Origin of the sequence: Shewanella frigidimarina, from assembly GCF_003797125.1 — a bacterium.
GTDB lineage: Bacteria > Pseudomonadota > Gammaproteobacteria > Enterobacterales > Shewanellaceae > Shewanella > Shewanella frigidimarina.
Genome location: NZ_RKKE01000002.1, coordinates 880,463 through 902,051, shown reverse-complemented (window position 1 = coordinate 902,051; position 21,589 = coordinate 880,463). Strand labels below are relative to the sequence as shown.

The 21,589-nt window shown below is 41.7% G+C and carries 18 protein-coding genes and 1 riboswitch; of the genes, 13 read left to right on the top strand and 5 right to left on the bottom strand.

The window, feature by feature from the left end; translation table 11 throughout:
• Window positions 1-42 precede the first annotated feature (42 nt).
• On the bottom strand, window positions 43-1,182 hold the full coding sequence (locus EGC86_RS08875; RefSeq protein ID WP_425376025.1) for an MFS transporter: 1,140 nt from the start codon (window positions 1,180-1,182) through the stop codon (window positions 43-45).
• 280 nt (window positions 1,183-1,462) lie between these two features.
• On the opposite strand from EGC86_RS08875, the gene EGC86_RS08870 reads away from it, so the two are divergent.
• The 5 genes from EGC86_RS08870 to EGC86_RS08850 all read left to right on the top strand — a co-directional run bounded on the left by EGC86_RS08870 (window position 1,463) and on the right by EGC86_RS08850 (window position 7,089).
• On the top strand, window positions 1,463-2,866 hold the full coding sequence (locus tag EGC86_RS08870; RefSeq protein WP_102037412.1) for a porin family protein: 1,404 nt from the start codon (window positions 1,463-1,465) through the stop codon (window positions 2,864-2,866).
• A 55-nt stretch (window positions 2,867-2,921) separates the two neighbouring features.
• Window positions 2,922-4,085, top strand: coding sequence for an imelysin family protein (locus EGC86_RS08865; protein ID WP_011636289.1), 1,164 nt, complete (start codon window positions 2,922-2,924; stop codon window positions 4,083-4,085).
• Window positions 4,086-4,227: 142 nt separating this feature from the next.
• Window positions 4,228-5,856 carry a di-heme oxidoredictase family protein gene (locus EGC86_RS08860; RefSeq protein ID WP_123777275.1) on the top strand — a complete coding sequence of 543 codons (1,629 nt, stop codon included), beginning with the start codon at window positions 4,228-4,230 and terminating at the stop codon, window positions 5,854-5,856.
• Between the two features lie 192 nt (window positions 5,857-6,048).
• Window positions 6,049-6,570 (top strand): menaquinone-dependent protoporphyrinogen IX dehydrogenase, encoded by a 522-nt coding sequence (gene hemG, locus EGC86_RS08855; RefSeq protein WP_123777274.1) that lies wholly within the window; start codon window positions 6,049-6,051, stop codon window positions 6,568-6,570.
• Between the two features lie 3 nt (window positions 6,571-6,573).
• Entirely contained in the window at window positions 6,574-7,089 is a 516-nt protein-coding gene (locus EGC86_RS08850) for a cytochrome b/b6 domain-containing protein (RefSeq protein ID WP_123777273.1), read from the top strand.
• Window positions 7,090-7,159: 70 nt separating this feature from the next.
• Here EGC86_RS08850 and EGC86_RS08845 read toward each other — a convergent pair whose 3' ends face one another.
• Window positions 7,160-8,047 carry a LysR family transcriptional regulator gene (locus tag EGC86_RS08845; protein ID WP_041412794.1) on the bottom strand — a complete coding sequence of 296 codons (888 nt, stop codon included), beginning with the start codon at window positions 8,045-8,047 and terminating at the stop codon, window positions 7,160-7,162.
• A gap of 144 nt (window positions 8,048-8,191) precedes the next feature.
• Here EGC86_RS08845 and EGC86_RS08840 point away from each other — a divergent pair, with 144 nt between their 5' ends.
• Window positions 8,192-9,163: an aldo/keto reductase gene (locus EGC86_RS08840; RefSeq protein WP_123777272.1), complete on the top strand. Its 972-nt coding sequence runs from the start codon at window positions 8,192-8,194 to the stop codon at window positions 9,161-9,163.
• Between the two features lie 73 nt (window positions 9,164-9,236).
• Window positions 9,237-11,036 (top strand): alpha-amylase family glycosyl hydrolase, encoded by a 1,800-nt coding sequence (locus tag EGC86_RS08835; RefSeq protein WP_123777271.1) that lies wholly within the window; start codon window positions 9,237-9,239, stop codon window positions 11,034-11,036.
• Window positions 11,037-11,096: 60 nt separating this feature from the next.
• Here the strand turns inward: EGC86_RS08835 and EGC86_RS08830 are convergent, their stop codons facing one another.
• Together EGC86_RS08830 and EGC86_RS08825 are read right to left on the bottom strand one after the other, a co-directional pair.
• Window positions 11,097-11,753 carry a thiol:disulfide interchange protein DsbA/DsbL gene (locus EGC86_RS08830; protein WP_011636296.1) on the bottom strand — a complete coding sequence of 219 codons (657 nt, stop codon included), beginning with the start codon at window positions 11,751-11,753 and terminating at the stop codon, window positions 11,097-11,099.
• A 459-nt stretch (window positions 11,754-12,212) separates the two neighbouring features.
• Window positions 12,213-12,872 carry a DNA-J related domain-containing protein gene (locus EGC86_RS08825; protein ID WP_123777270.1) on the bottom strand — a complete coding sequence of 220 codons (660 nt, stop codon included), beginning with the start codon at window positions 12,870-12,872 and terminating at the stop codon, window positions 12,213-12,215.
• Between the two features lie 359 nt (window positions 12,873-13,231).
• On the opposite strand from EGC86_RS08825, the gene EGC86_RS08820 reads away from it, so the two are divergent.
• From EGC86_RS08820 to EGC86_RS08795, 6 genes are all read left to right on the top strand, one after another.
• Entirely contained in the window at window positions 13,232-13,798 is a 567-nt protein-coding gene (locus tag EGC86_RS08820; protein WP_011636298.1) for a phosphoribosyltransferase, read from the top strand.
• Window positions 13,799-13,951: 153 nt separating this feature from the next.
• Complete coding sequence (locus EGC86_RS08815; RefSeq protein ID WP_041413389.1) at window positions 13,952-15,865, top strand: peptidase U32 family protein; 1,914 nt, start codon at window positions 13,952-13,954, stop codon at window positions 15,863-15,865.
• Between the two features lie 194 nt (window positions 15,866-16,059).
• Window positions 16,060-16,383 carry a DUF3622 domain-containing protein gene (locus EGC86_RS08810; RefSeq protein WP_123777269.1) on the top strand — a complete coding sequence of 108 codons (324 nt, stop codon included), beginning with the start codon at window positions 16,060-16,062 and terminating at the stop codon, window positions 16,381-16,383.
• 125 nt (window positions 16,384-16,508) lie between these two features.
• Window positions 16,509-17,174 carry a hypothetical protein gene (locus tag EGC86_RS08805; protein ID WP_123777268.1) on the top strand — a complete coding sequence of 222 codons (666 nt, stop codon included), beginning with the start codon at window positions 16,509-16,511 and terminating at the stop codon, window positions 17,172-17,174.
• Between the two features lie 311 nt (window positions 17,175-17,485).
• Window positions 17,486-17,699, top strand: a riboswitch (cobalamin riboswitch).
• Between the two features lie 141 nt (window positions 17,700-17,840).
• A complete protein-coding gene (locus EGC86_RS08800; RefSeq protein ID WP_123777267.1) occupies window positions 17,841-19,820 on the top strand; it encodes a TonB-dependent receptor in 1,980 nt (659 codons plus the stop codon).
• A gap of 119 nt (window positions 19,821-19,939) precedes the next feature.
• Window positions 19,940-20,680: an HDOD domain-containing protein gene (locus tag EGC86_RS08795; RefSeq protein ID WP_041413393.1), complete on the top strand. Its 741-nt coding sequence runs from the start codon at window positions 19,940-19,942 to the stop codon at window positions 20,678-20,680.
• Here the strand turns inward: EGC86_RS08795 and EGC86_RS08790 are convergent.
• Window positions 20,663-21,565, bottom strand: a complete 903-nt coding sequence (locus EGC86_RS08790) for a LysR family transcriptional regulator (protein ID WP_011636304.1) — start codon at window positions 21,563-21,565, stop codon at window positions 20,663-20,665. The genes EGC86_RS08795 and EGC86_RS08790 overlap by 18 nt on opposite strands.
• Window positions 21,566-21,589 lie beyond the last annotated feature (24 nt).

Genomic DNA, 21,589 nt, shown 5'->3' with positions numbered 1-21,589 from the left:
CTTGCACCATGTTTGTATGGTATGACATCTGTGCTAAATCGTTTAGCGTTTTGTCATTAACGGTGACCATAGAGCTTCTTTACCAGGCTCTGGATGACGCGGCACATTGAACGCTAGTGCGAGTGAACATATGGCAAATCCAGTGCCTATGAAGAATACTGCTTTAGGCGAACTGAGCCATAAAATGCCTAATAAAACAGGGATAATTACCGCAGCAATATGGTTAATGGTAAAGCTGACCGACATGGTTGATGCAATATCTTGTTTATCAGCAATTTTTTGAAAATAGGTTTTCATCGCAATCGCCATAGCAAAAAGCAGGTGATCAATCACATACAGTCCAGCCGCAATATTGGCGTCGCTGACATAAGCGTAACTACTAAAAATAATCACTAAGCCAACGTATTCGATAATTAATGCGTTACGTTCACCCATTTTTCCAATAAAGCGACCAATGGTAGGGGCAAAGAGTAAGTTAACGACATAGTTAATTAAGAATAAAGCGGTGATTTCAGACACCGAATAGCCAAATTTTTCAACCATCATGAAGCCAGCAAACACCATAAAAATTTGCCTGCGCGCTCCAGAGAAAAAGGTTAGCAAGTAATAAAGCCAGTAGCGTTTTCTCAGTATTAAGTGTTTGTGTTGAATAGAGCCTATGGCAAAACGAGGATAATACACTGCCATAATGAACACCATAACTAATCCACATCCGCCAATAATGCTATACATCCAGATGTAGTCCAGACTCAGCCAACTCATAATTAACCAAATTGAGCCATAACCGACAAGTGCCGCAGCGGAGCGCCACGCTAACGCTTTGCCCATAAAGCCAGGTGCATCGGCTTTATCTACCCACTGTAACGTAAGCGATTGATTTATTGTTTCAAAATAATGAAACCCAATCGACATGAGTATCGTTGTTAAATACAACCCGATGACATCAGGAAACCAGCCGGTTATCCCCACTCCAATGCACAATAGTGCCAAGGATGTTAAGGCAAAGGTTTGCTCTTTGATCAGCAGCAATACAAATACCGCGGTAAAAGCTAAAAAACCAGGTACCTCTCTTAAACTCTGCAGCATTCCAATTTCAGCGCCCGTGAATGCGGCGCGTTCAATAACAAAGTTATTTAACAAAGCCTGCCAAACCGCAAACACCATGGACATTACAAAAGTCATCCATAGCAGCAGATGTTGTGGGTTAGTGCGTTCAATAAAGGCGGATTTACCACTGAATAAGGCCGTATCACTGCTGTTTGGCATTGAAAATACTCGGTTTATAGGAAGTTTTTAGATTGTTGTTTTCCATAGTGACATAAAACGGTTTGTTAAGTGAAATGTAATTTAGTGTAAATTAAATTGCTAATCTTAATGTAAATTATAATGCGAATCGTTATCAATTATTATATGGTTGTTGCGTTTTTAGAGGGAGCATTAACGTGACGTGTCGGAGAAACAGATGAATAGAAAGTTAACCTTGTTGGCAGTATCTGTGGCAAGTGTATTGGGTTTGAGCGTAATACCTAATGCTCAAGCTGCAACGAATACTGAAACATTAGCCAAAGCCATTGCCAAGCAAGAAGCTGAAATTACGATATTAAAACAGCAGCTTGCCACATTGGCCGCCGAGCAAAAACAACAACAGCAGCAAAACAAACAAGTGGCGACTCAAGTTGACACTGTGGTGCAACAAACCACTAAAGCGCAAGACCGTTTAAGCCGTTTTAGCTTTAACTCATATGGCAGCGCTGTTTACACCAGTGATGAATATTTCGATAACGTACAAGATACATCCGCAGAGCGACGTAGTCGTACTGATTTAGAGCGGATTGTGACCGAGTTTGGTTATCAGTTCACTGATGATTGGAGTATGGAAGTTGAAATTGAGTATGAGCACGGTGGCACTGGCACCTCACTAGAATATGACGGCTTTGATGAATTTGGTGAGTTTGAATCCGAAGTTGAAGCGGGTGGCGAAGTGGTGGTTGAAAAAGCAGAAATTCGTTACCGTCCATCAAAAGCCTTTGGGGTGAAATTCGGTAACATTCACTTGCCTATTGGCTTATCGAGCATGTTACACAAACCTAATCAATATCTAACAGTGCAACGTCACAAGAGTGAAGCTGCGATGATGCCGACTGTTTGGAACGAAAACGGTATTGGTGTTTACGGGGAAATTGCCGATTTTCATTATCAGGCACAAGTTGTCAGTGGGTTAAACTCTGAGTATTTCCGCACTTATGATTGGGTGGCATCAGGCCATCAAAAACGCTTTGAAGAAGTGAATGCTGACGACCTAGCATTTGCTGGTCGTATTGATTATGGCAATTTCAAAACCGGCAGTGCAGTCGGCGTGGCTTATTACTACGGTAATACCAGTGGTAATCGCCATAAGAGTAACAAACTCGATGTTGATGGTGCTCTTAGCATTGTGTCTGTTGCCGGAGCCTTTGTTGAAGGTCCATGGATCCTCCGCGGTCAATATTTATATGGCTCGTTAGACAATGCTGACGCTATTACCCAGGCTAACAAAACCACCCCAGGTTTACGTCCAGGTAATTTTGCCCAACTGGGTTCAGAGTCGCAGTCGTTCTTTGTCGAGGCGGGCGTCAAACTTGATGAATGGTTTGATATTCCGATGACCGTGTTTGCCAATATCGATTATTCCAATCCACTTATGGCCGTTGAAACGGGCACCGCAACCAAGCGTTATGAAAATACTTGGAGCAGTGTAGGTATTAACTATTTCCCGATACCTGAGATTGTGATTAAAGCCGAAGGTGGTCTTCATCAAGTGGCTGTTGCCAGTATTCCTGACACCAATTTCTTTGCTTTAGGTGTGGGATATCAGTTCTCGCTATAAGCGAATTTAATTTTTTGACCTCTTTTTTGACTTATTTTTTACATGGAGTTTTATTATGCGTTTTAACTACACTGCAATCTCACTAGCACTAGTGGCAACATTATCCGCGTGTGGCGGTTCAGGCTCGGATGACACTAGCACCCCGACAACCCCAACTACACCTACAACCGGTTTTAGTTTTGTCGCGACAGAAATGATCACTAACTTAACCGATGATGTGATTGTGGCTGGTTATGCTGATTTAGCGGCAAAAGGTGATGCCTTATTATTGGCAACCCAAACCTTACTTACTTCAACGGTACAAGCCGATTTAGTGGCTGCACAAAATGCGTGGAAGTCGGCTCGTCAACCTTGGGAACAAGGGGAGTCGCATATCTTTGGCCCAGTCGACTCATTGAGTATCGACCCGCATTTAGACAGCTGGCCGTTAAACACCACAGATTTACAAACCCAGTTAGCCAACAGTAATGGTTTTGATGCCGACACCATTAAAGGTTGGAATGATGACGTTCAAGGTTTTCATACAATGGAATATCTGTTGTTTGGCGATGGTGTTAACAGCAACACAAAGTTGATTGCAGATCTTAGCACCAAAGAACGTGAGTATTTAATCGCCTTAGCGGAAGTGTTCCGCGATTACACCACTCAATTAGACGATGCTTGGCAAGTGAGCCATAACCCACAAGATGCTAACGCCAAACCTTATGCCGAGTTGCTTAAAACTCCTGGCGATGCAACTAACACTATTTACTCTTCTCAGTTGGCGGTTATTGAAGAATTGATCAACGGCATGATTGGTATTGTCGATGAAGTGGGTAACGGTAAAATTGCCGATCCATTCGGAGAGTCATTAACTACGGCAGACACCTCTAAGGTGGAGTCGCAGTATTCGTGGAACTCACTAACCGACTTTTCAAATAACATCATTGGTGTGCGTAACGTTTATCAAGGTGAGTTTACGGGTGGTGCCGATAAGCAAGGCTTAATTGATTTTGTAACAGCAGCTGATGCGACTTTAGCTACGCGTGTCGCCAGCGAAATTGATGATGCCATTTTAAAAATCCAAGCCATTTCGGGTAGTACTAGCATGCCGTTCCGCCAAGCGATTCTCGATGCTGATGGCCGTGCTAGAACCCAAGTCGCCGTGGATGCATTAACAAAGTTACAAACGACGCTGCAGTCAGATGTGCTGCCTTTATTATCTGATTGGAACTCGTAATTTAGCTGTTACCGTCTCAATAAGGCCATGGAACGACCTTATTGAGAGGGTAAGTGTGACCAAAAAAATAGAGACTCAACTCATAACAAGGTCGCATTACTGCTACATAAACTCAATTTCAGTGTGAATGTGTGAGACAAAGATGAACAAATTATTACGACAACCTTATTGGTTTGTAGCATTACTGGGGCTTAGCCTTAGTGCTTGTGGTGGCAGCGGCGATTATGAAACCTCGCCAGATCCCATTGATCCGGTAGTGACTTATCCTAGCTATACCTCAATTGTTGCTTTAGGTGGTGACACCACGACATTCGATGCCAGTAACTCTGGCCATGGCTTTTCAACGCCATCGTTAAATTTAACGGCAGATGAACTCGCGTTACATTTACGAGGTGATACCAACTTTGAAGTCTCGTTTACTACAGCGCCGAATGATCAACACCCTGAGCTTGATGGTTTAGGCCCTGTATTTAATAACGCTGACTGTAATTCTTGCCATCAACGCGATGGTCGAAATTCCACTCCCTTTTTGGCCGCAGATGAAACTCGGGTAAAACTGGGTTCGGCAGCGGGTATTTTCTTACGTATCAGCAAAGCTCCTGCTGAACCTTGTACTGTAGGAACTGCAGATAATAATTACTGTGCGCCGATTAAAGTGCCAGATTTTGGTGACCAGCTATTTCATCGCGGAGTGTTAAAAGCGCGCCCTGATTGGCAAGACAATGCATTTGTTGGTCAAGCCGATGTGTATTTGTCTTATGAGCGCCATGATGAAGTGTATGCAGATGGACGTACCATTAGTTTGAAGAAGCCGATTTTTGCGGTCGAAAATCCATATGATGCACCAGGCGAAACCAAACAAAGTGCCAATATAACTTCAAATCTATTACAAGATGATGTGTTAATGGGTTGGCGTAACGGCATGCCTGTGTTTGGTTTAGGGTTGCTAGAAGCAATACCTGAGGCAAGTATTCTCGCCAATGTTGATGCTGATGACAGCAATAAAGATGATGTTTCTGGACGGGCTAATTGGGTATTTGATGCCATAAAAGCACAAAATGGTGACAGTACACCCGTGTCTTTAGGTCGCTTTGGTTGGAAAGCCAACACTCCAAGTGTGCGGGTACAATCGTTAGGTGCATTACGTGGTGATATTGGTATTACTAACTCGTTATTTCCTGATGAAAGTATTGTTGGCACCAGTTTACATGATTCATATTTAACACGAACTGGGTTTGTTGATACTGGTGAAGATGTTAATGGCGCGCCTGAGGCGAGCGCAGAGTTCAGTGACTCAGTGGTATTTTATGCCGAAACATTAGCGGTGCCAGCCAGACGTAATGTTGATAAAACTGCAGTGCGTGAAGGCGCTCGGTTATTTGAGCAACTCAATTGCAGCAGTTGTCATACGCCGTCGTTTGTGACCAAAACTTCAGGTGATATTGGCGGATTACCGATGAGCGAAAGCTTAAAAGGCCAAACTATTTATCCATTTAGTGACCTGTTGTTGCACGATATGGGTGAAGGACTGGCAGATGGTCGTCCAGACTTTTTAGCCGACGGTAACGAATGGCGTACTCGACCATTGTGGGGCATAGGCTTAACCCAAACGGTTAATCCACAAGCCGGATTTTTACATGACGGCCGCGCAGCAACCTTGGAAGAAGCCATTTTGTGGCATGACGGAGAATCTAAAACGTCTAAGCAAGACTTTATGGCCTTAACTCAAACAGAGCGTGATCAAGTTATCGCCTTTTTACAGTCGTTGTAAATTGCTGTAAAGCTCAATAGACCCTAGCCATTTATGGCTAGGGTCTTTTTTTGCGCGGTAGTTCACATTGCATTACGGTAGTTCATACTGCGGTAATTATGGATGATGATGACGTGATCTGTTTCATGTAAATTTTCGCGCCAGTGGTCTAAGATACTGTATTACTTTTAAATGATTTTATTCGAGGTCAGCATGAGCCAAATTTTACTGATCCATTCAAGTGTCCATGGTTACACTCAAAAAATATGTGAATATTTACAGCGTCAACTGATTGAGCAAGATCAACTGGTCACGGTAGCACCCTTAGCGGAAGCTCCCGATTTGGCCCTATTTGATAAAGTGTACATTGGGGCCAGCATTCGTCATGGCAAACATCGCCCAGCCCTGTATCAATTTATTGAAGATCATCGTGCGGAATTGGACAATAAACCCAGTGGTTTTTTCTCGGTGAGTTTAGTGGCGCGCAAACCCAATAAGAATACGCCGCAAACTAACAGCTATATGCAACAGTTTTTAAGTCAAAGCCCTTGGCAGCCCAAGTTATTACAGGTGTTTGGCGGTAATTTAGATTACCAAGGTTATGGTGCTATGGACCGGAATATTATTCGGTTTATTATGTGGCTAACCAAAGGGCCGACAGACCCTAATACCAAAGTAGAGTTTACCGATTGGCAGAAAGTTGATGAGTTTGCTCAGCAAATAATAGAGGCTTAATTAATGGCATTAAAGCTGTTATGGCAGCGTATTGAGGCAGTATTGCATCCATTGATGATATTTATGTCGTTGTTATTAATTTGCACCAGCCCATGGATATTCATTGGACGTCAATTAAGTCATCGCGCCAGTGTTTGGGATGTATTTCATGTTTATGGTGGCTTGTTTACTGCACTGTTAGCATTGATGTTTGCTTATAAAGTGTGTGCGGCCGGGCAGTGGCGTCAGTTTTTTCCTTGGCTTACCTTTGAATTAACGCCATTGCTTGCAGATGTGCGAGGGTTAGTGCACGGTCAATTGCCACACTCTGGGGGTAAAGGCTTAATCAGTGTCATTGAAGGCGTTGGGGTTATTTTGTTGCTGCTAGTAGTGGTTAGCGGAGCTGGTTGGTACATAGCAGGCCCTAGTAATGCTTTAGCATGGCGCAGTTATCATATTGTGTTTGCTCAGGGGTTTATTGGCTTTATTGTGGTTCATTGTTTATTGGCTCTTTTACATCTTCGGGATTTTTTTAATTAACTATAACCTTAACGGTTTACTCGCAAATCGGCATTGTCATCAGTAGAGTGGCTTAGTTCAAATCGACTCGTTATTGGGCATTCAATTGCTGAAACCAATTTAACGTAAACTGAATAAAACTGCTTAGCCTTGCTGATTGCTGTACCAACTGAGGGTGAATTAAATAGGCGGTCGATGCGTTCATGGTTTCTGTGGTTAAGATGGCTTGTAATGTGCCTGCTTGTATTTCTTTATCGACTAAATACTCTGGCCCGACAATAATCCCTCGACCCAATAATGCCAACTGTTTAAGCATATGATTATCGTTAACACTCAAGCAGCTATTGATTAATATCGGCTGAGCATTGAAGGTCCAGTGTGTTTGTTCTGTTGCGGTTAAGCATTGGTGATGGTGCAAATCCTCAATCGAATCAGGTGTGCCGTGTTGTTGAAGATAAGCTGGGGCCGCACAACAGATTTGCTGATAATCAAATAGCTTTTTAGCGACCATGTTTTGCGGTGGTGTTGCGGTAGCCCTAAATGCGAGATCAAAATCGTTACGGGTTAAGTCGTGCAGGGTATAGCTGCAATCAATACTAAAATGTACCTGCGGATGTAATTGAGTAAACTCATGGCAAATATTAAGCAAATGTCGTTGAGTTAGTTGGCTAGGCGCTGTAATGCTTATCCGCCCTGAGATATCGTCGTTGTCGTGACGAATTCTTTTGTCTAGCATGAGTAAGTCGGCTTTTACTTGTCCCATGCTCGATAAAATCATCTCACCTTGTGGCGTTAACCTTACACTGCGTGTTGTGCGTATGAGTAATGGCCGGCCTACTTCTTTTTCGAGTTGCCTAATCTGTTCAGATAAATATCCTCTCGATATCCCTAATGAGGCAGCCGCTTCGGTAAAGCTAAGTTGTTTGGCGACTTCGCTGAATAAGAATAATCGCTCAAATTTTTTGTGTTCACGGCTCATGATTATAACCATCAATAATATTTTATAGAGAACTGTAATCTGTTATTGGTAGATATACCAAATAATGATTTTGGTTTTTACGGTTCATTTTTATGCAGGATCCAATACACTCATATTCATTACCATTATAAAAAGAGCATCAATATGACGGGTTTACCCTTAACAGAATTTTTACCAAACGTTAGCCCTATCGTTTATGGCTGTATGGGGCTGGGTGGCGGTTGGAATAACAATGCCATTACTCAAGCGGATATTCAGCAAGCCCATGAGGTCATTGATACTGCGCTGGATAACCAAATAAACTATTTTGATCACGCAGATATTTATACTTTTGGTAAAGCTGAATCAGTTTTTGGCAAAGTATTGGCTCAGCGCCCTGAGTTGCGTGAAAAAATGTACCTGCAAACCAAGTGCGGTATTCGATTTGAAGACTGCAAGGGCCCTAAGCGTTACGACTTATCAGCAGAGTGGATTAAGTATTCTGTTGATAACAGCCTTAAGCAACTCAATGCCGAATACCTTGATGTATTAGTGCTTCATCGCCCCGATCCGTTAATGCGACCAGCAGAAATTGCCGAAACATTTCAACAGCTGCAATCTGCTGGTAAGGTACGTTTTCTGGGTGTTTCGAATATGCAGCAACATCAAATTAGCGCGCTGCAGCGTATGCTTGGAGAGCCATTAGTGGTAAACCAAATTGAAATGAGTCTGCAAAAACACGCATGGGTAGACGAAACCGTTTATGCGGGTAATCAAGACGGTAAAGACATTAACTTTACCCCTGGTACGCTCGAGTACTGCAATCAACATAATATACAAATTCAGGCGTGGGGCAGCTTATGCCAAGGGATTTACAGTGGCATCGCAACAACGGAACAGTCTACAGCCGTGCAGCAAACCAGCCAGCTTGTTGCTACGTTAGCCGCTGAATATCACACTAGCCCAGAAGCCGTGTTATTAAGTTGGTTAATGCAGCATCCTAGCCAAATTCAACCTGTTATTGGCACTACCAACCTAGAGCGTATTAAGGCTTGTGCAAAAGCCACTAACGTCTCGTTAAGCCGTGAGCACTGGTATGCATTGTATGTCAGCGCTAAAGGACATGAGTTACCTTAAACATTACGACAACATGTTTGATCAATACCCGAGCATTTATCGATGCCATTCAATTAAAGGATTCTAAGACAATATGAACAAGACAACATGGGCACTATTGAGTGCAGCATTGGTGTTAAGTGGATGTCAGCAGGCAGAAACAGAAGTGGTAGCGTCGGCCGTTCAGCCTTTGCCACAACCAAGCGTACAAGCTGATATATACCAAGATTACTTACATCGTGATGTTCGGGACGATATTTTCTATTTTGTATTGCCAGACCGTTTTTATAACGGCGATAGCAGTAATGACAACGGCTCAGCAACCAAGCCCATTTCAGCTGGTGGTTTTGATACTAGCAGCAGTCGCGGTTTTCATGGTGGTGATATTTTAGGTATTGAACAAAAGTTAGATTATCTACAAAACCTTGGTATTACCGCGATTTGGATGACGCCATTATTGCGAAATAAAGCCATTCAATCAGATGGCATTGCGCATCATGGTTATTGGATTGTCGACTTTACCGAAATAGACCCGCATTTTGGCTCTAACGCAGACTTAAAGCAGCTTATAGACTCTGCACATCAACGCGGTATAAAAGTCTTTTTTGATATTATTACTAACCACACTGCCGATGTCATCAAGTATCAAGAGTGTCATCAAGCGTCGGGTGAGTTTATTGCGCCGCAAACCCATTGCGAATACAAGTCGTTAGCTCAAGTGGAAAAGGGCGACAGTTACACGCCGTTTGTGCCTCAAGATCAAGCGAGAGTAAAAGTGCCTGATTGGTTAAATGACCCACGTTTTTATCACAATCAAGGTGATAGCACATTTAAAGGTGAAAGCTCGTTAAATGGCGACTTTAGTGGCTTAGATGATCTTAATACCGCAGATCCTGAAGTGGTATCTGGCATGGTTGATATTTACCAAAATCTGATTAAAGAATTTAAGCCAGATGGATTTAGGATCGACACAGTTAAACATGTGGACTTGTCATTTTGGCAAACGTTTAGCCCTGAAATCGTTAACTTTGCCAAGGCGCAAGGCATTCCTCAGTTTCATGTGTTTGGTGAAGTGTACGATACCAACCCTAACAACCTCAGTGTTTTTACCACCCAAGGCAAGTTACCTTCGGTATTGGACTTTGCGTTTCAACAAACTGCGGCAGATATTTTTTATCGCGGCAAGAGTCCTGTATTAGCCCAGCAATTATTTGCCCAAGATTCGTTATATCAAGATGACGACAGCCAGGCTGATTTATTGATGACTTTTTTAGGTAATCATGACATGGGACGCACTGGTTATTTTATCAATCAAGCCTATCCTGATGTGAGCTCAGCCGATAAATTGCAACGCAGTATTTTGTCTCATGCGTTTATGTTTTTATCTCGTGGTATTCCTGTGATTTATTATGGTGATGAGCAAGGGTTTACGGGTGATGGTAATGACATTGACGCACGAGAGGATATGTTTGTATCTCACGTTGCTAGCTACAATGACAACATTTTACTGGGCACAAAAGCGACGACCGCAGATGATAATTTTGACCCTAAACACCCTTTGTATCAAGCAATAGCGCAACTGAGTGAACTGCGTAAGCAATATCCTATTTTGCGTCGTGGTCAATATCAAGACCGCTTTTACCAAGCAGACAAAGACATGTTTGCATTCGCTAGGGTAGACCCTGAAACAGGGGCAGAATTTTTGATGGTGTTTAATAGCGGTGAGCAAGCGCAGACGATTAATGTCACTCAAGAGGGTAAGCGTTATCGCTTAATGACCACATGGCCAGATGTTGTCGTGCCATCAATTGAAGATGCCACACAGGCCGCATCAGCAGAGTTAACGGTGACCTTACCGCGATTAAGTTATGCAATTTATACCACTGCAAGTTAAGCAATAGAGATAAAAAAATGGCTATCCAGTGGATAGCCATTTTTGTATCGGTTGGCAACACTACTGTTTTAATGCTAAGTAGTTAATGACCCCAATGATATCGTCCAAACTGCGCATTTCATTTAAATTGATGGCGTATTTATCGTTAACAATAAATGCCGGTACACTTTGCACTGCATACGTTACTTGCTGTTGACGCCACATGGTTAACTTTTTATTGGTGTCTGCACTGTCTGCTACCGTGTCATATTGCTTTGCATCAACACCAAACTGAGCAAAAACATTTTTAATATCATCACGGTTATTAATTTGTGATTTGTGTTCATGTCCTGCGGCAGCGTGGTCGTGCCCGCCAGTATTATCTTTGCCCTGGATTGCGCCAAACATGGCTATTTTTAGCGCTTCTTTATTATCTAATTCATGAATAACCGCTAATGCGCGCATGACTTCTGTACCTAAGTCGCTATTCATAAAGTCGACATGTTTACTGTCGAAGGTGATTTTTTTGTCTAAACCCGCCTTGATTTCAGGTAAGTACTGGCTTTCCATATTGAAACAGTTATGGCAATAGAACGAGAAAAATTCAGTGACTTTAGGTTCACTCGGAACCATGTTGTTAGATATTTGGGTGTAATGTTTGCCTGCAACAAATGGCGTAGCAAATGTGCTAAACGAGGCCGTGATGAGCGTTAGTACAATGGCGAAATATTTAATCATGTAAACCTCAAATCTATGTTAATAGCAAATCACTGTTAGTAGTAAATCAGTGTTAATAACGAATTAATGGTAGTAGTAAATCAATATTAGTAGTAAATAGTCACTAGGATTCGATTAATCTACTTTAGCTAAATAGGGTAAGTTTGTTAGCTGAATTATGGCTTAAATCATCAATCAAAAAGACGCTAATTTCGTGATCGGTGCGTGTTTTATGAAGATAACTCCTTAATAAAGGCCAAATATTGATGTGAGTTTAATGATCTCTTCCAATGTCACCATTAAGTGATAATGGGTTGTTCATTATTGATGGGTTATGTGGAAAGGCCGATATGGCATGGTGAATAAGCAGGGCAAATATTGAAGTATTAATGTAGAGCAGTCATCTTAATCATCTTCATGCTGACTACGATCACGGCTGTAGATAAAGAGTGTTCAACCACAGTAGTTTACCGACCAACGCTAATCTCTGAGTGTCTGCCATGCTTCGCACACTTCTCGAAAGCGTTCAGCATTACCTTGTTCACGATCGGGATGCCATTTTAGCGCTAATTTACGCCACTGTTTACGAATGTCTCTATCGCTTGCGGTTTCATCAAGTTCAAACACTTTTAACGCATGACCTTTGTGCATCAACTGTGTATTAACACCAATATACTCTTGAAAGCTCGACCAAAATGACTCAAGCATTTCACGTACAACGTTAACGCTGGAGTCATAATTGTTCCAATCGAGGTAATAGTCACGTAATGCACCATCGCGAATATGTTGTATATCAGCACTGGCTGGAATGATCCGAAATATTTGAATTTCCATCGCCTTCACTTGCAACCACTGTTTAGGCATGAGTATGTCTTGTAATTCATACAAGGCGTTCATTAGTAGAAAGTTGCGTTTGAATAGGTCTTTTTCGGGTAATGGGTCTAGGTTATGCATTAAACCTTTAGTTTGTAATTCACTGGCTAAATGATGCACTTTCCAACTTTGATTTGACGATTGTAATAAACTCAGCACAGGCCATATGAGCGGGTTGTCACCTTTGGGCACATTGAGTTCGTTGCTGTCCGTGGTGTTTGCCAGTCCAGTACCGTAATTATTGTGTAAGGTTTTATTGAGCAGCATAGTGGCGTATTCATCCTGAATTGGCGATTAATCTACTTGTCATTAAACCCACTATGCCATAGTCGTTTTTAATGACAAGTAGATTTATCTCCATTGATAAGCTCGCTCGGTCACTTGACTCGTGCAGTGAACTAGAGATTTGTTGATAGGACTTCTATTGATGCTGAAGTGATTTAACGTACGCAAATGCTTGATGTGAACATGCATCAAATAAGTAGGAATCAATATTGAGTCATATATTATTTGACCAACATGTCTTATTTTTTATGGGTATTGATCAATTAATTCCTATTCTTACAGGCAAGAAAGCTTTATTTGGTATAAAATTCTCCGCAATAAAATAATCGGGGGCTTAACCAATGACAGATAAACATTATATTAGTGCGCAACAACTGCTGGAAGATTCATTTAGACTCGCTGCGCAAGTATATGACAGTGGCTTTCGACCACAGTTTATCGTGGGTATTTGGCGCGGTGGTGCTCCAATCGGTATTGCAGTCCAAGAGTATTTTGATTTTAAAAAAGTTGAAACCGATCATATAGCCGTTAGAACGTCTTCTTATTATGGTATCGGCACTGACAAACAAGATAAAAATATCAAAGTACACGGTTTGCATTACATTATTGAAAACGCCAATGCTAGCGATGGTTTGTTGATTGTTGATGACGTTTTTGACTCTGGCCGCAGTATTGATGCGCTGATTGGTAAATTAAGAAAGTTCATGCGTTTAAACATGCCTACAGATATCCGGATCGCATGTCCTTATTACAAGCCAAAAAACACTAAAGTAGAGCTAAAACCAGATTATTTTATTCATTCATCTGAAGATTGGTTAGTGTTTCCCCATGAAGTGTCTGGGCTTAATCCGCAAGAAATTGCTGAAGGCAAAGCTGACTTTAAAAACATCCAAGAATTATTTTTATAAGCTCTATTCGACCGTTTTTTAGGCGGTCATTAGCAACGAATTTACTTAGAACTTTGTTCAAAGTTTGCTAAAGTATGCAGCTATGCGAGTGCGTCAACATACTAATGTTGGCGCACTTTTTTATCCGAATTAATGCGAAATTTAGTTAACATTATGGTTTCTGTAGAATTGTTCACCCCTGAGGCGCCTGTAAAGCGCCAACTTGAACTGTTAGCACCGGCTAAAAATGCTGATTATGGCATTGAGGCTATTCGTCATGGCGCTGATGCCGTTTATATTGGCGGTCCAGCATTTGGCGCGCGTCATAATGCTGGCAACAGCGTTGAAGACATCGCTCGCTTAGCTGAATTTGCTCATCGTTATCATGCCCAAGTGTTTGTGGCGCTTAATACCATTTTAATGGATGACGAGATTGATAAAGCGCAAAAGCTTATTTGGCAACTTTATGAAGCCGGTGTCGATGCCTTGATTGTTCAAGACATGGGGGTTTTACAATTAGATCTTCCACCTATAGCGTTACATGCGAGTACTCAAACTGATAACCGCAGCCCAGAAAAAACAGTCTTTTTCGAACAAGTCGGTTTTTCACAAGTCGTGTTAGCTCGTGAGTTGAATATTCCACAAATTCGCGACATTGCTGCTAGCACAAAGATGAAGTTAGAGTTCTTTATTCATGGTGCGTTATGTGTCAGTTATAGCGGTTTATGTAATTTAAGCCATGCGTATTCTAATCGCAGTGCTAATCGCGGTGAATGTTCACAGATGTGTCGATTGCCGTGTAATTTAACTACGCGTGAAGGTGAAGTATTAGCTGAAAATAAGCATTTATTATCACTAAAAGACAATAACCAAACAGATAATTTAGAAGCCTTAATTGATGCGGGCATTAGTTCATTTAAAATTGAGGGCCGCTTAAAAGACATTACTTACCTTAAGAATGTTACCGCACATTACCGCCAACAACTGGATGCCATTATTGCTAAACGCAATGATTTGGAATCTATTTCTCATGGTCGTTGCGAGTTTAATTTTACGCCCGATCCTGATAAAAGTTTTAACCGCGGTAAAACAGATTATTTTGTCAATGAACGTACTGAGGCCATTGAGCATTTTAGTTCGCCTAAGTTTATTGGTGAGAAAGTGGGCCGTATCACCCAAGTAGGTAAAGACTTCATTAAAATCGATACCAGTGAAAGTGGCAAAGACATTCATTTTAACAATGGTGATGGCTTATGTTTCTTTGTTGAACATTATGAAACCCAGCGGTTGTCTGACGATAAGCTCTCCGGCGTGCGCATTAACCGCGCCGACGGTAATACCTTGTATTTAACTGAGGTACCTAAAGATCTTAAAATTGGCGTGATGATGTTCCGTAACTTTGATCATAAGTTTGAAGCTATCCTGAATAAAGATTCTGCCACGCGTAAAATTGCTGTTGATATGCAATTTTTTGATAGCGATGACGGCGTTGGATTAACCATTACAGATATACACGGTATAAGTGCAACCGTTACCTTAGCTTGCGATAAAGCTCCTGCAAATGATCAAGCTAAAACGGCAGAAAACCTCAAAAAGCAACTCAGCAAACTTGGCAGTAGTGATTTTGTATTGAACAAGATTAATTTACTGACTGAGCAAATGTGGTTTTTACCTGCATCGGTGGTTAACGAGCTGCGCCGCGATGCGGTTAGTGCATTAATGGCCACAAGGGTGACGAGTTACCAACGACCAGAGCGTTGGGTACATGATAAAACGGCGCGTTTCCCACAAAAAGCATTGAGCTTTTTATCTAACGTGGCGAACGAAAAAGCGAAATCGTTTTATCATCAGCATGGGGTGATTCAAATTGAAGATACCTATGAGAAAAATAACGTGTTGCATGATGCACCGTTAATGGTGACCAAACATTGTTTACGTTACAGCTTTAACTTATGCCCGAAAGAAGTTGAAGGGATTAAAGCCGACCCAATGTTTTTAGATGTTGGTAAAGATAAATTGAAGTTGGTGTTTGACTGCCATAAATGTGAAATGATGATTGTTGGTTCTAACCAATTAGTGAAACAATAACCTCAGCGCAGCGAGATTTTATTCATCATATTTTTCTCAGTGGCAGCATTACGCTTGCCACTGAGTTAGTTTTTCAAATAAGCTGCAAAAATAACCATTAAATAGCTGCCCAAACTCGTGCGTTTCGAGTACACTGCGCGGCTGAAATTTCATGGGTTTTAGCCTGTGATACCTTAAGTAGGAAAGAATAGATTATGAGCGATAGCAAAAAATATGGTTTACGTGTTATTCAAATCGAAAACACTTGGAAAACCGAAATCACTCGTCGTATGACAGCGACAAAAACCATAGTATCAAAAAGCCAAGATGGTTTTGCTTCAGAAGCAGAAGCAACAGCATGGGGCGAACAAGCTCTACAAGGTTTTTTATCTAAGCAAGCTGATCGTAACAAGCGTAAAACTGAAAAGCATCTTAAGGCTAAAAGCTTAGCTGCCGCTATTGCTGCAGAATCTGCCGTTGATGAAGAAGAGTTATTCGATGCAGAAGATGAAGACGAAGACGACGAAGAACTAAACTAACATTTACCGACAATGTAAAGGTTATCGATAAGTGTCAATTGTTGTATGTTCAGGATAGGATATACATAATTAGAATGATTTTTAGTCAACTTATCTCTTTCTTGACCAAATAAGGATTCATTTGGATGAACAAGATTGCTGCAATTATCGGCTGCTCGGGCTGTCTGGGGATTATGTTCCTGTTCCCGAGCGGTGCATCGGCTATATCTCCTGCACTGATGACATTTGACGACGTTGATAACTCATCAGGTGCTATGGTGATGTCTGAGGATGTCCAAAAGCTCACGGCCTTATCTGCAAAATTTGGTTTTTTACCGCCATTAGATTGGAAGCTTGCATTCAGCGATAAACGTGGCGATATGACAATGGCTGAGTTTATTCCATCCAATGAATCATTAAATGATTGGTCTCGTTTAGTCTGCATGCAGGGGTTTAAAGGCTTAGCAAATGATGTGGAACCGGACCAGTTTTTAGATTCGATGGCAGCGACATATCAAGAAAATTGTGAAGGCAAAATTGTTTATCAACAGCTGGGCAGCTCTAAAGTAGGCGGGCTCGAGGCTGTACATGGTTTATTAGGCTGCACCAGTATGCCTAATATTCATCATTCTTCCGCAGTGGTTGAAGCGTCTTATATCTCTCGTCCACAAGGTGAGATGGGCTATTTTACGGTGATAAGTGATGACGAGAATGTCTACCTAATCCATAAATCTATTCGTACAGCTATTTTTACCATCGAGACCGTTCCAATCACAATCGATAATTATCGTGCCTTCATGAGCCAACCCTAACGTCGACATTTATCGCTAACATTGACGACATGTTCATATATTAGCGCCGTGTTAATATAATTAGTGCCGTGTTGATAGCGTTGTTGGCCATTTCTTGTGTCACTTCCCAACATGTTGAATGCCAGACAAGTTGAATAATCTGTGAGTTAAGCTTTTGTTAGTATCAAGTTTACCTTTGAATCCGTTATAATCGCCGCGTGAATATTTTATGATGCCACTCATTCGTCAGACAGTACCAAGGTACTCAATGCTAATGCCGGCATAACAACACATATTTTTCAATCATGAGCTGAATATCAAATCATGATAATTTAATAGTCAATCTTTACGGTGCTTGCTTTGGATCGATAGACCAAAGCAGGATAATCGGGAAACCAGTGTAAATCTGGTACTGCCCCCGCAACGGTGATTGGTGAGAGTCAGGTGCGCAACAGTGTTGCGTTAATCATCTCGGCTCGCGTGCGTTTACCTTTAGTGTAACGCCACAACCTCAGTCCGGAGACCGGCCTTAAAGGTGATTTCGATGATTTCGGTGGGCAGATCTCGAAATGTAATGTGATACCGCTAGTGACTTATTTTATAGAACTTTTCTATATAATAGGACGAAAGTGGTGCTCTATATTGCGGCGCTACTGCCCCATTTTTCCTTTCAGGAGTTAAAGGTAAATGGGTACTAAACCAACAAAAATCGCACTGTTATTAAGTGCTGTCTTCAGTGTCGCAAGTGTTAATGCTGTTGCGATTGAATCAGTTGTTACATCCCCCTCGTCTTCGGCTATCAGCATGGATGAAACCATTGTGGTTATTGGCCGTAATGCTGCCAAGCCATTAAATATTGCAGCCAATGTTAATGTCATTGATGCTGCTGATATTCAAATGAGCGGCGCCACCAATTTAACCGATTTATTACGTGGACAATCTGGTATTCAGGTGTCGGATAATAACTCGGGCACTGTATTTTCTATGCGTGGTTTTTCTGCATCACAAGCCGCTAATAACACCTTAATTTTGGTCGATGGACGCAGACTGAATAATATCGATATTTCAGCGCCGAGTATTGAATCGATCCCGATTAACTTAGTTGAGCGTATTGAGATTTTATCGGGTAGCGCAGGGGTATTATATGGTGACCAAGCCGTTGGCGGCGTTATCAATATCATTACCAAAGCACCAACAGAAACTGGTGGTGGCTTACAGGTTATTGGTGGCAGTTTTGATACCTATGAAGCTAAAGGTGATATTTCAGGGGCTATCAACGATGCATGGCGTTACTTTTTAGCGGCGAGCTATAACGAAAGCGATAATTACCGCGATAATAATGACAATGAAACCAGCTCTATTCTAGGTCGCTTGCAATATCAAACAGATATCGAAGACTTCTTTGTTGAAGTGAATCATTTTGATAACGATCGCCAAGCACCGGGTGCGCTAACGCTGGCGCAATATGAAGCCGATCCTCGCCAAGTAGCATCATTTTCTGAAGGTGAGTTCTCTCATGAAATAACCACAGCATTGCGCAGTGGTTATCAATATCAGCTGAATAAAATCTGGGCCTTAGGTGCTGATTTAACCTACTCAGATACATCAACCTCGAGCTTGTTATTTGGTGGAGCAGGGCGTATTGAGCGCGATCTATTGAGTTTCTCGCCTAAAGCTACTGCTAACTATCATTTAGAACATGGCGATTTAAATTTTGTTGCCGGTATTGATGTGAGTAAAGGTGAAGCAGATTTCGATACGCTCTATACGCAACGAAATAATGAACAGACACAAAAGAGCGCCTATGTGCAAGCATCGGTACCGATCACGCCGACTTTATCTTATGTCGTCGGTGGTCGTTATTCTGAAGTGACAGACGATTTATATGACCAATTACTTTATCCGAATCGCATTGAAATCGATAATGACGCCCATGCGTTGGAGTTGGGGTTAAATTATCGCCCAAGCAGTGAAAATCGTTTTTATGTCCGTGCAAATGATAACTTCCGTTTTGCTAAAGTCGATGAGCAAGCTTACACCCCGCTTGATGTAAAAGGTTTGAATCCACAAACAGGTCGTTCTTACGAAGCGGGCTGGGACTTTACCACTACGACTCAGACATTAAAAATCAATGCTTATCAACTTGAGTTAGAAGATGAGATTGTTTACGAAGGCGGTCGTACTGATGGGCCTTATGGTGGTGGTGCTAACGTAAACGCCGATGAATCTCGCCGTTTTGGTGTGAGCACTGCTTATGATGTACAGTTATCTAATGACTGGCTGCTAGGAGCTTCGTACGACTATATTGATGCTGAGTTCACTCAAGGTGAGAATGACGGTAAAGCGTTATCATGGGTAGCAAAACATTCAGGTAAAGCATTCGTAAGCTATGATTTTGCTGATAATTGGCAAGCTTTTGTTGAAGGTGTTTACACTGGTGAGCGTTACATGGAAGGCGACAACAGCAATACCGGTGATAAGTTAGACAGTTACGTGCTAACAAACCTTGCGCTTAACTATACCTATTCAGGTTGGAATGGTAGCTTACGTGTAGATAACTTGCTTGATGAAGATTATGTTGGCACCGGTTATTACTCGGCTTATGGCAGTGGTTATTATTCTGGTACTGGTCGCTCAATTAGACTTACCGCGGGTTATCGTTTCTAGATTATCTTTTTTAGCGAATAACCTTTCGAAAGCCAGTAAACTATTACTGGCTTTCGTTTTAATATATCGTTAAATTAATGAATAAAGTGATTTATTCTAAGAAAAGGTAATTGATGAATATGACTAATCTTGAGCAACAAGTCCTTACTCAAGTTCAAGCTATTATTGGCAATGAAGAGCAAGTCATTGGTCGTCGTGGCATATTAATTCCATTAAAAAAATCTCTGATTAACGAAGCTGATATTCGAGTCGTTATCGATATCATTTCAGCGGATCCTGCTTTGGCAGCCCATTTATTGTTACGCAGTAATACCGCGCAAACAGCAGGTGTCATATCAACAAAAAGCCGTAGTGTAAAAGATGCCTTAATCCGATTGGGCCAAGTGAACATTTATCGCTACGCGTTTTCGTTTTACCTTAAAGAAAGACTTGATGAACTTTCAGAGCCTTACAAAAAACTCGTTCAAGGTTATTGGGCATTAAATGAAATCATCGCGATGGATTGCATAGAACTGTTGCGCGAAGACAATGACATTGGTGTTGGTACTAAAATCGATGCGGATGAAATGCAAACGTTAGCGTTGTTTAGTGTGTTTGGGCAGGTGATTGCGTTAACGGCTTTTGCTTATTTAAATGCAGAGTTATCTCGGCCAGTATCGTTAAAAGTATTGAAGTCACTTATTGATAAACAACAGCAGCAGTTATCGCTTGAAGCATTTGCGTCACTAGGACTAGATGAAGATTTACGCGAAGAATTTTTGATTGCACATAATTTACGTCAAACACAAAACCCTGATTCTCCAGGACTTGTGCTTCGACGCGTGCTATCTAAACGAGGCTTATTAATCAACCCGTTGTAGATTTATGCCTTCACTCGCTACCAGTTCGAGCCACTTTTGGATTAAATTTGCATTAGTGGCGTCGCGACGATAAGCCCCAAATAATGGACGTTTCAGGCCTTCCGATCCTAATTTAACCGCAGTAAGGCTTAGCCCCTGACTCTCTCGGATAGACCAAGTTGGTAGGGTTGCTACGCCGTCATTACAGGCAACTCGTTGCAATAACATTGAGGTTAAATCACACTGTTTTTGCTCGCCAGGTTCAATACCAGCAGGCTCTAAAAAGTGTTTGTATATGTCTAAACGCGCTAAAGGCACGGGGTAACTAATTAAGGTTTGCTTTGCCAATTGCGCTGGCGTGACAAACGCTTGTGCCGCTAATTCGTTATCACTGGCAACAATTAATTTTACTTCAAAATCAAATAAATGCTGATAAGCGACGCTATGTCCTGGCACAGGGTCTGATGTTAGCACTATGTCTAAACTGCCTGTTTCCAATGCATTGAGTGAATCAAATAAATGACGACTCGAAATGTCAATTTGAGCTGCTGGTGCATGTTGTTTAAATTGCTCAATAACAGGCATTAACCAACGAAAACAACTGTGGCATTCAATGCCAAGCTTAAGTTGTTGGCTTTCACTCTCTAAACCGCGTTTAAGATCCGACTCGGTTGCAATCACTTTTGGTAAGATTTCTTCCGCTAAATTCAGCAGACGTGAACCTTCGTGAGTAAACGTCAATGGTTTGCTCTTACGCACAAAAATAGTTGAGTTTATCCGTGTTTCTAACTCTTTTATTTGATGAGAAAGCGCCGACTGGGTTACAAACCTTTTTTTAGCTGCACCCGCTAAACTGCCACTTTCCTTTAACGCCATCAAGGTGCGAAGGTGTCTAAGCTCTATCATTTTCTCTCCACATGAATCTTGCTC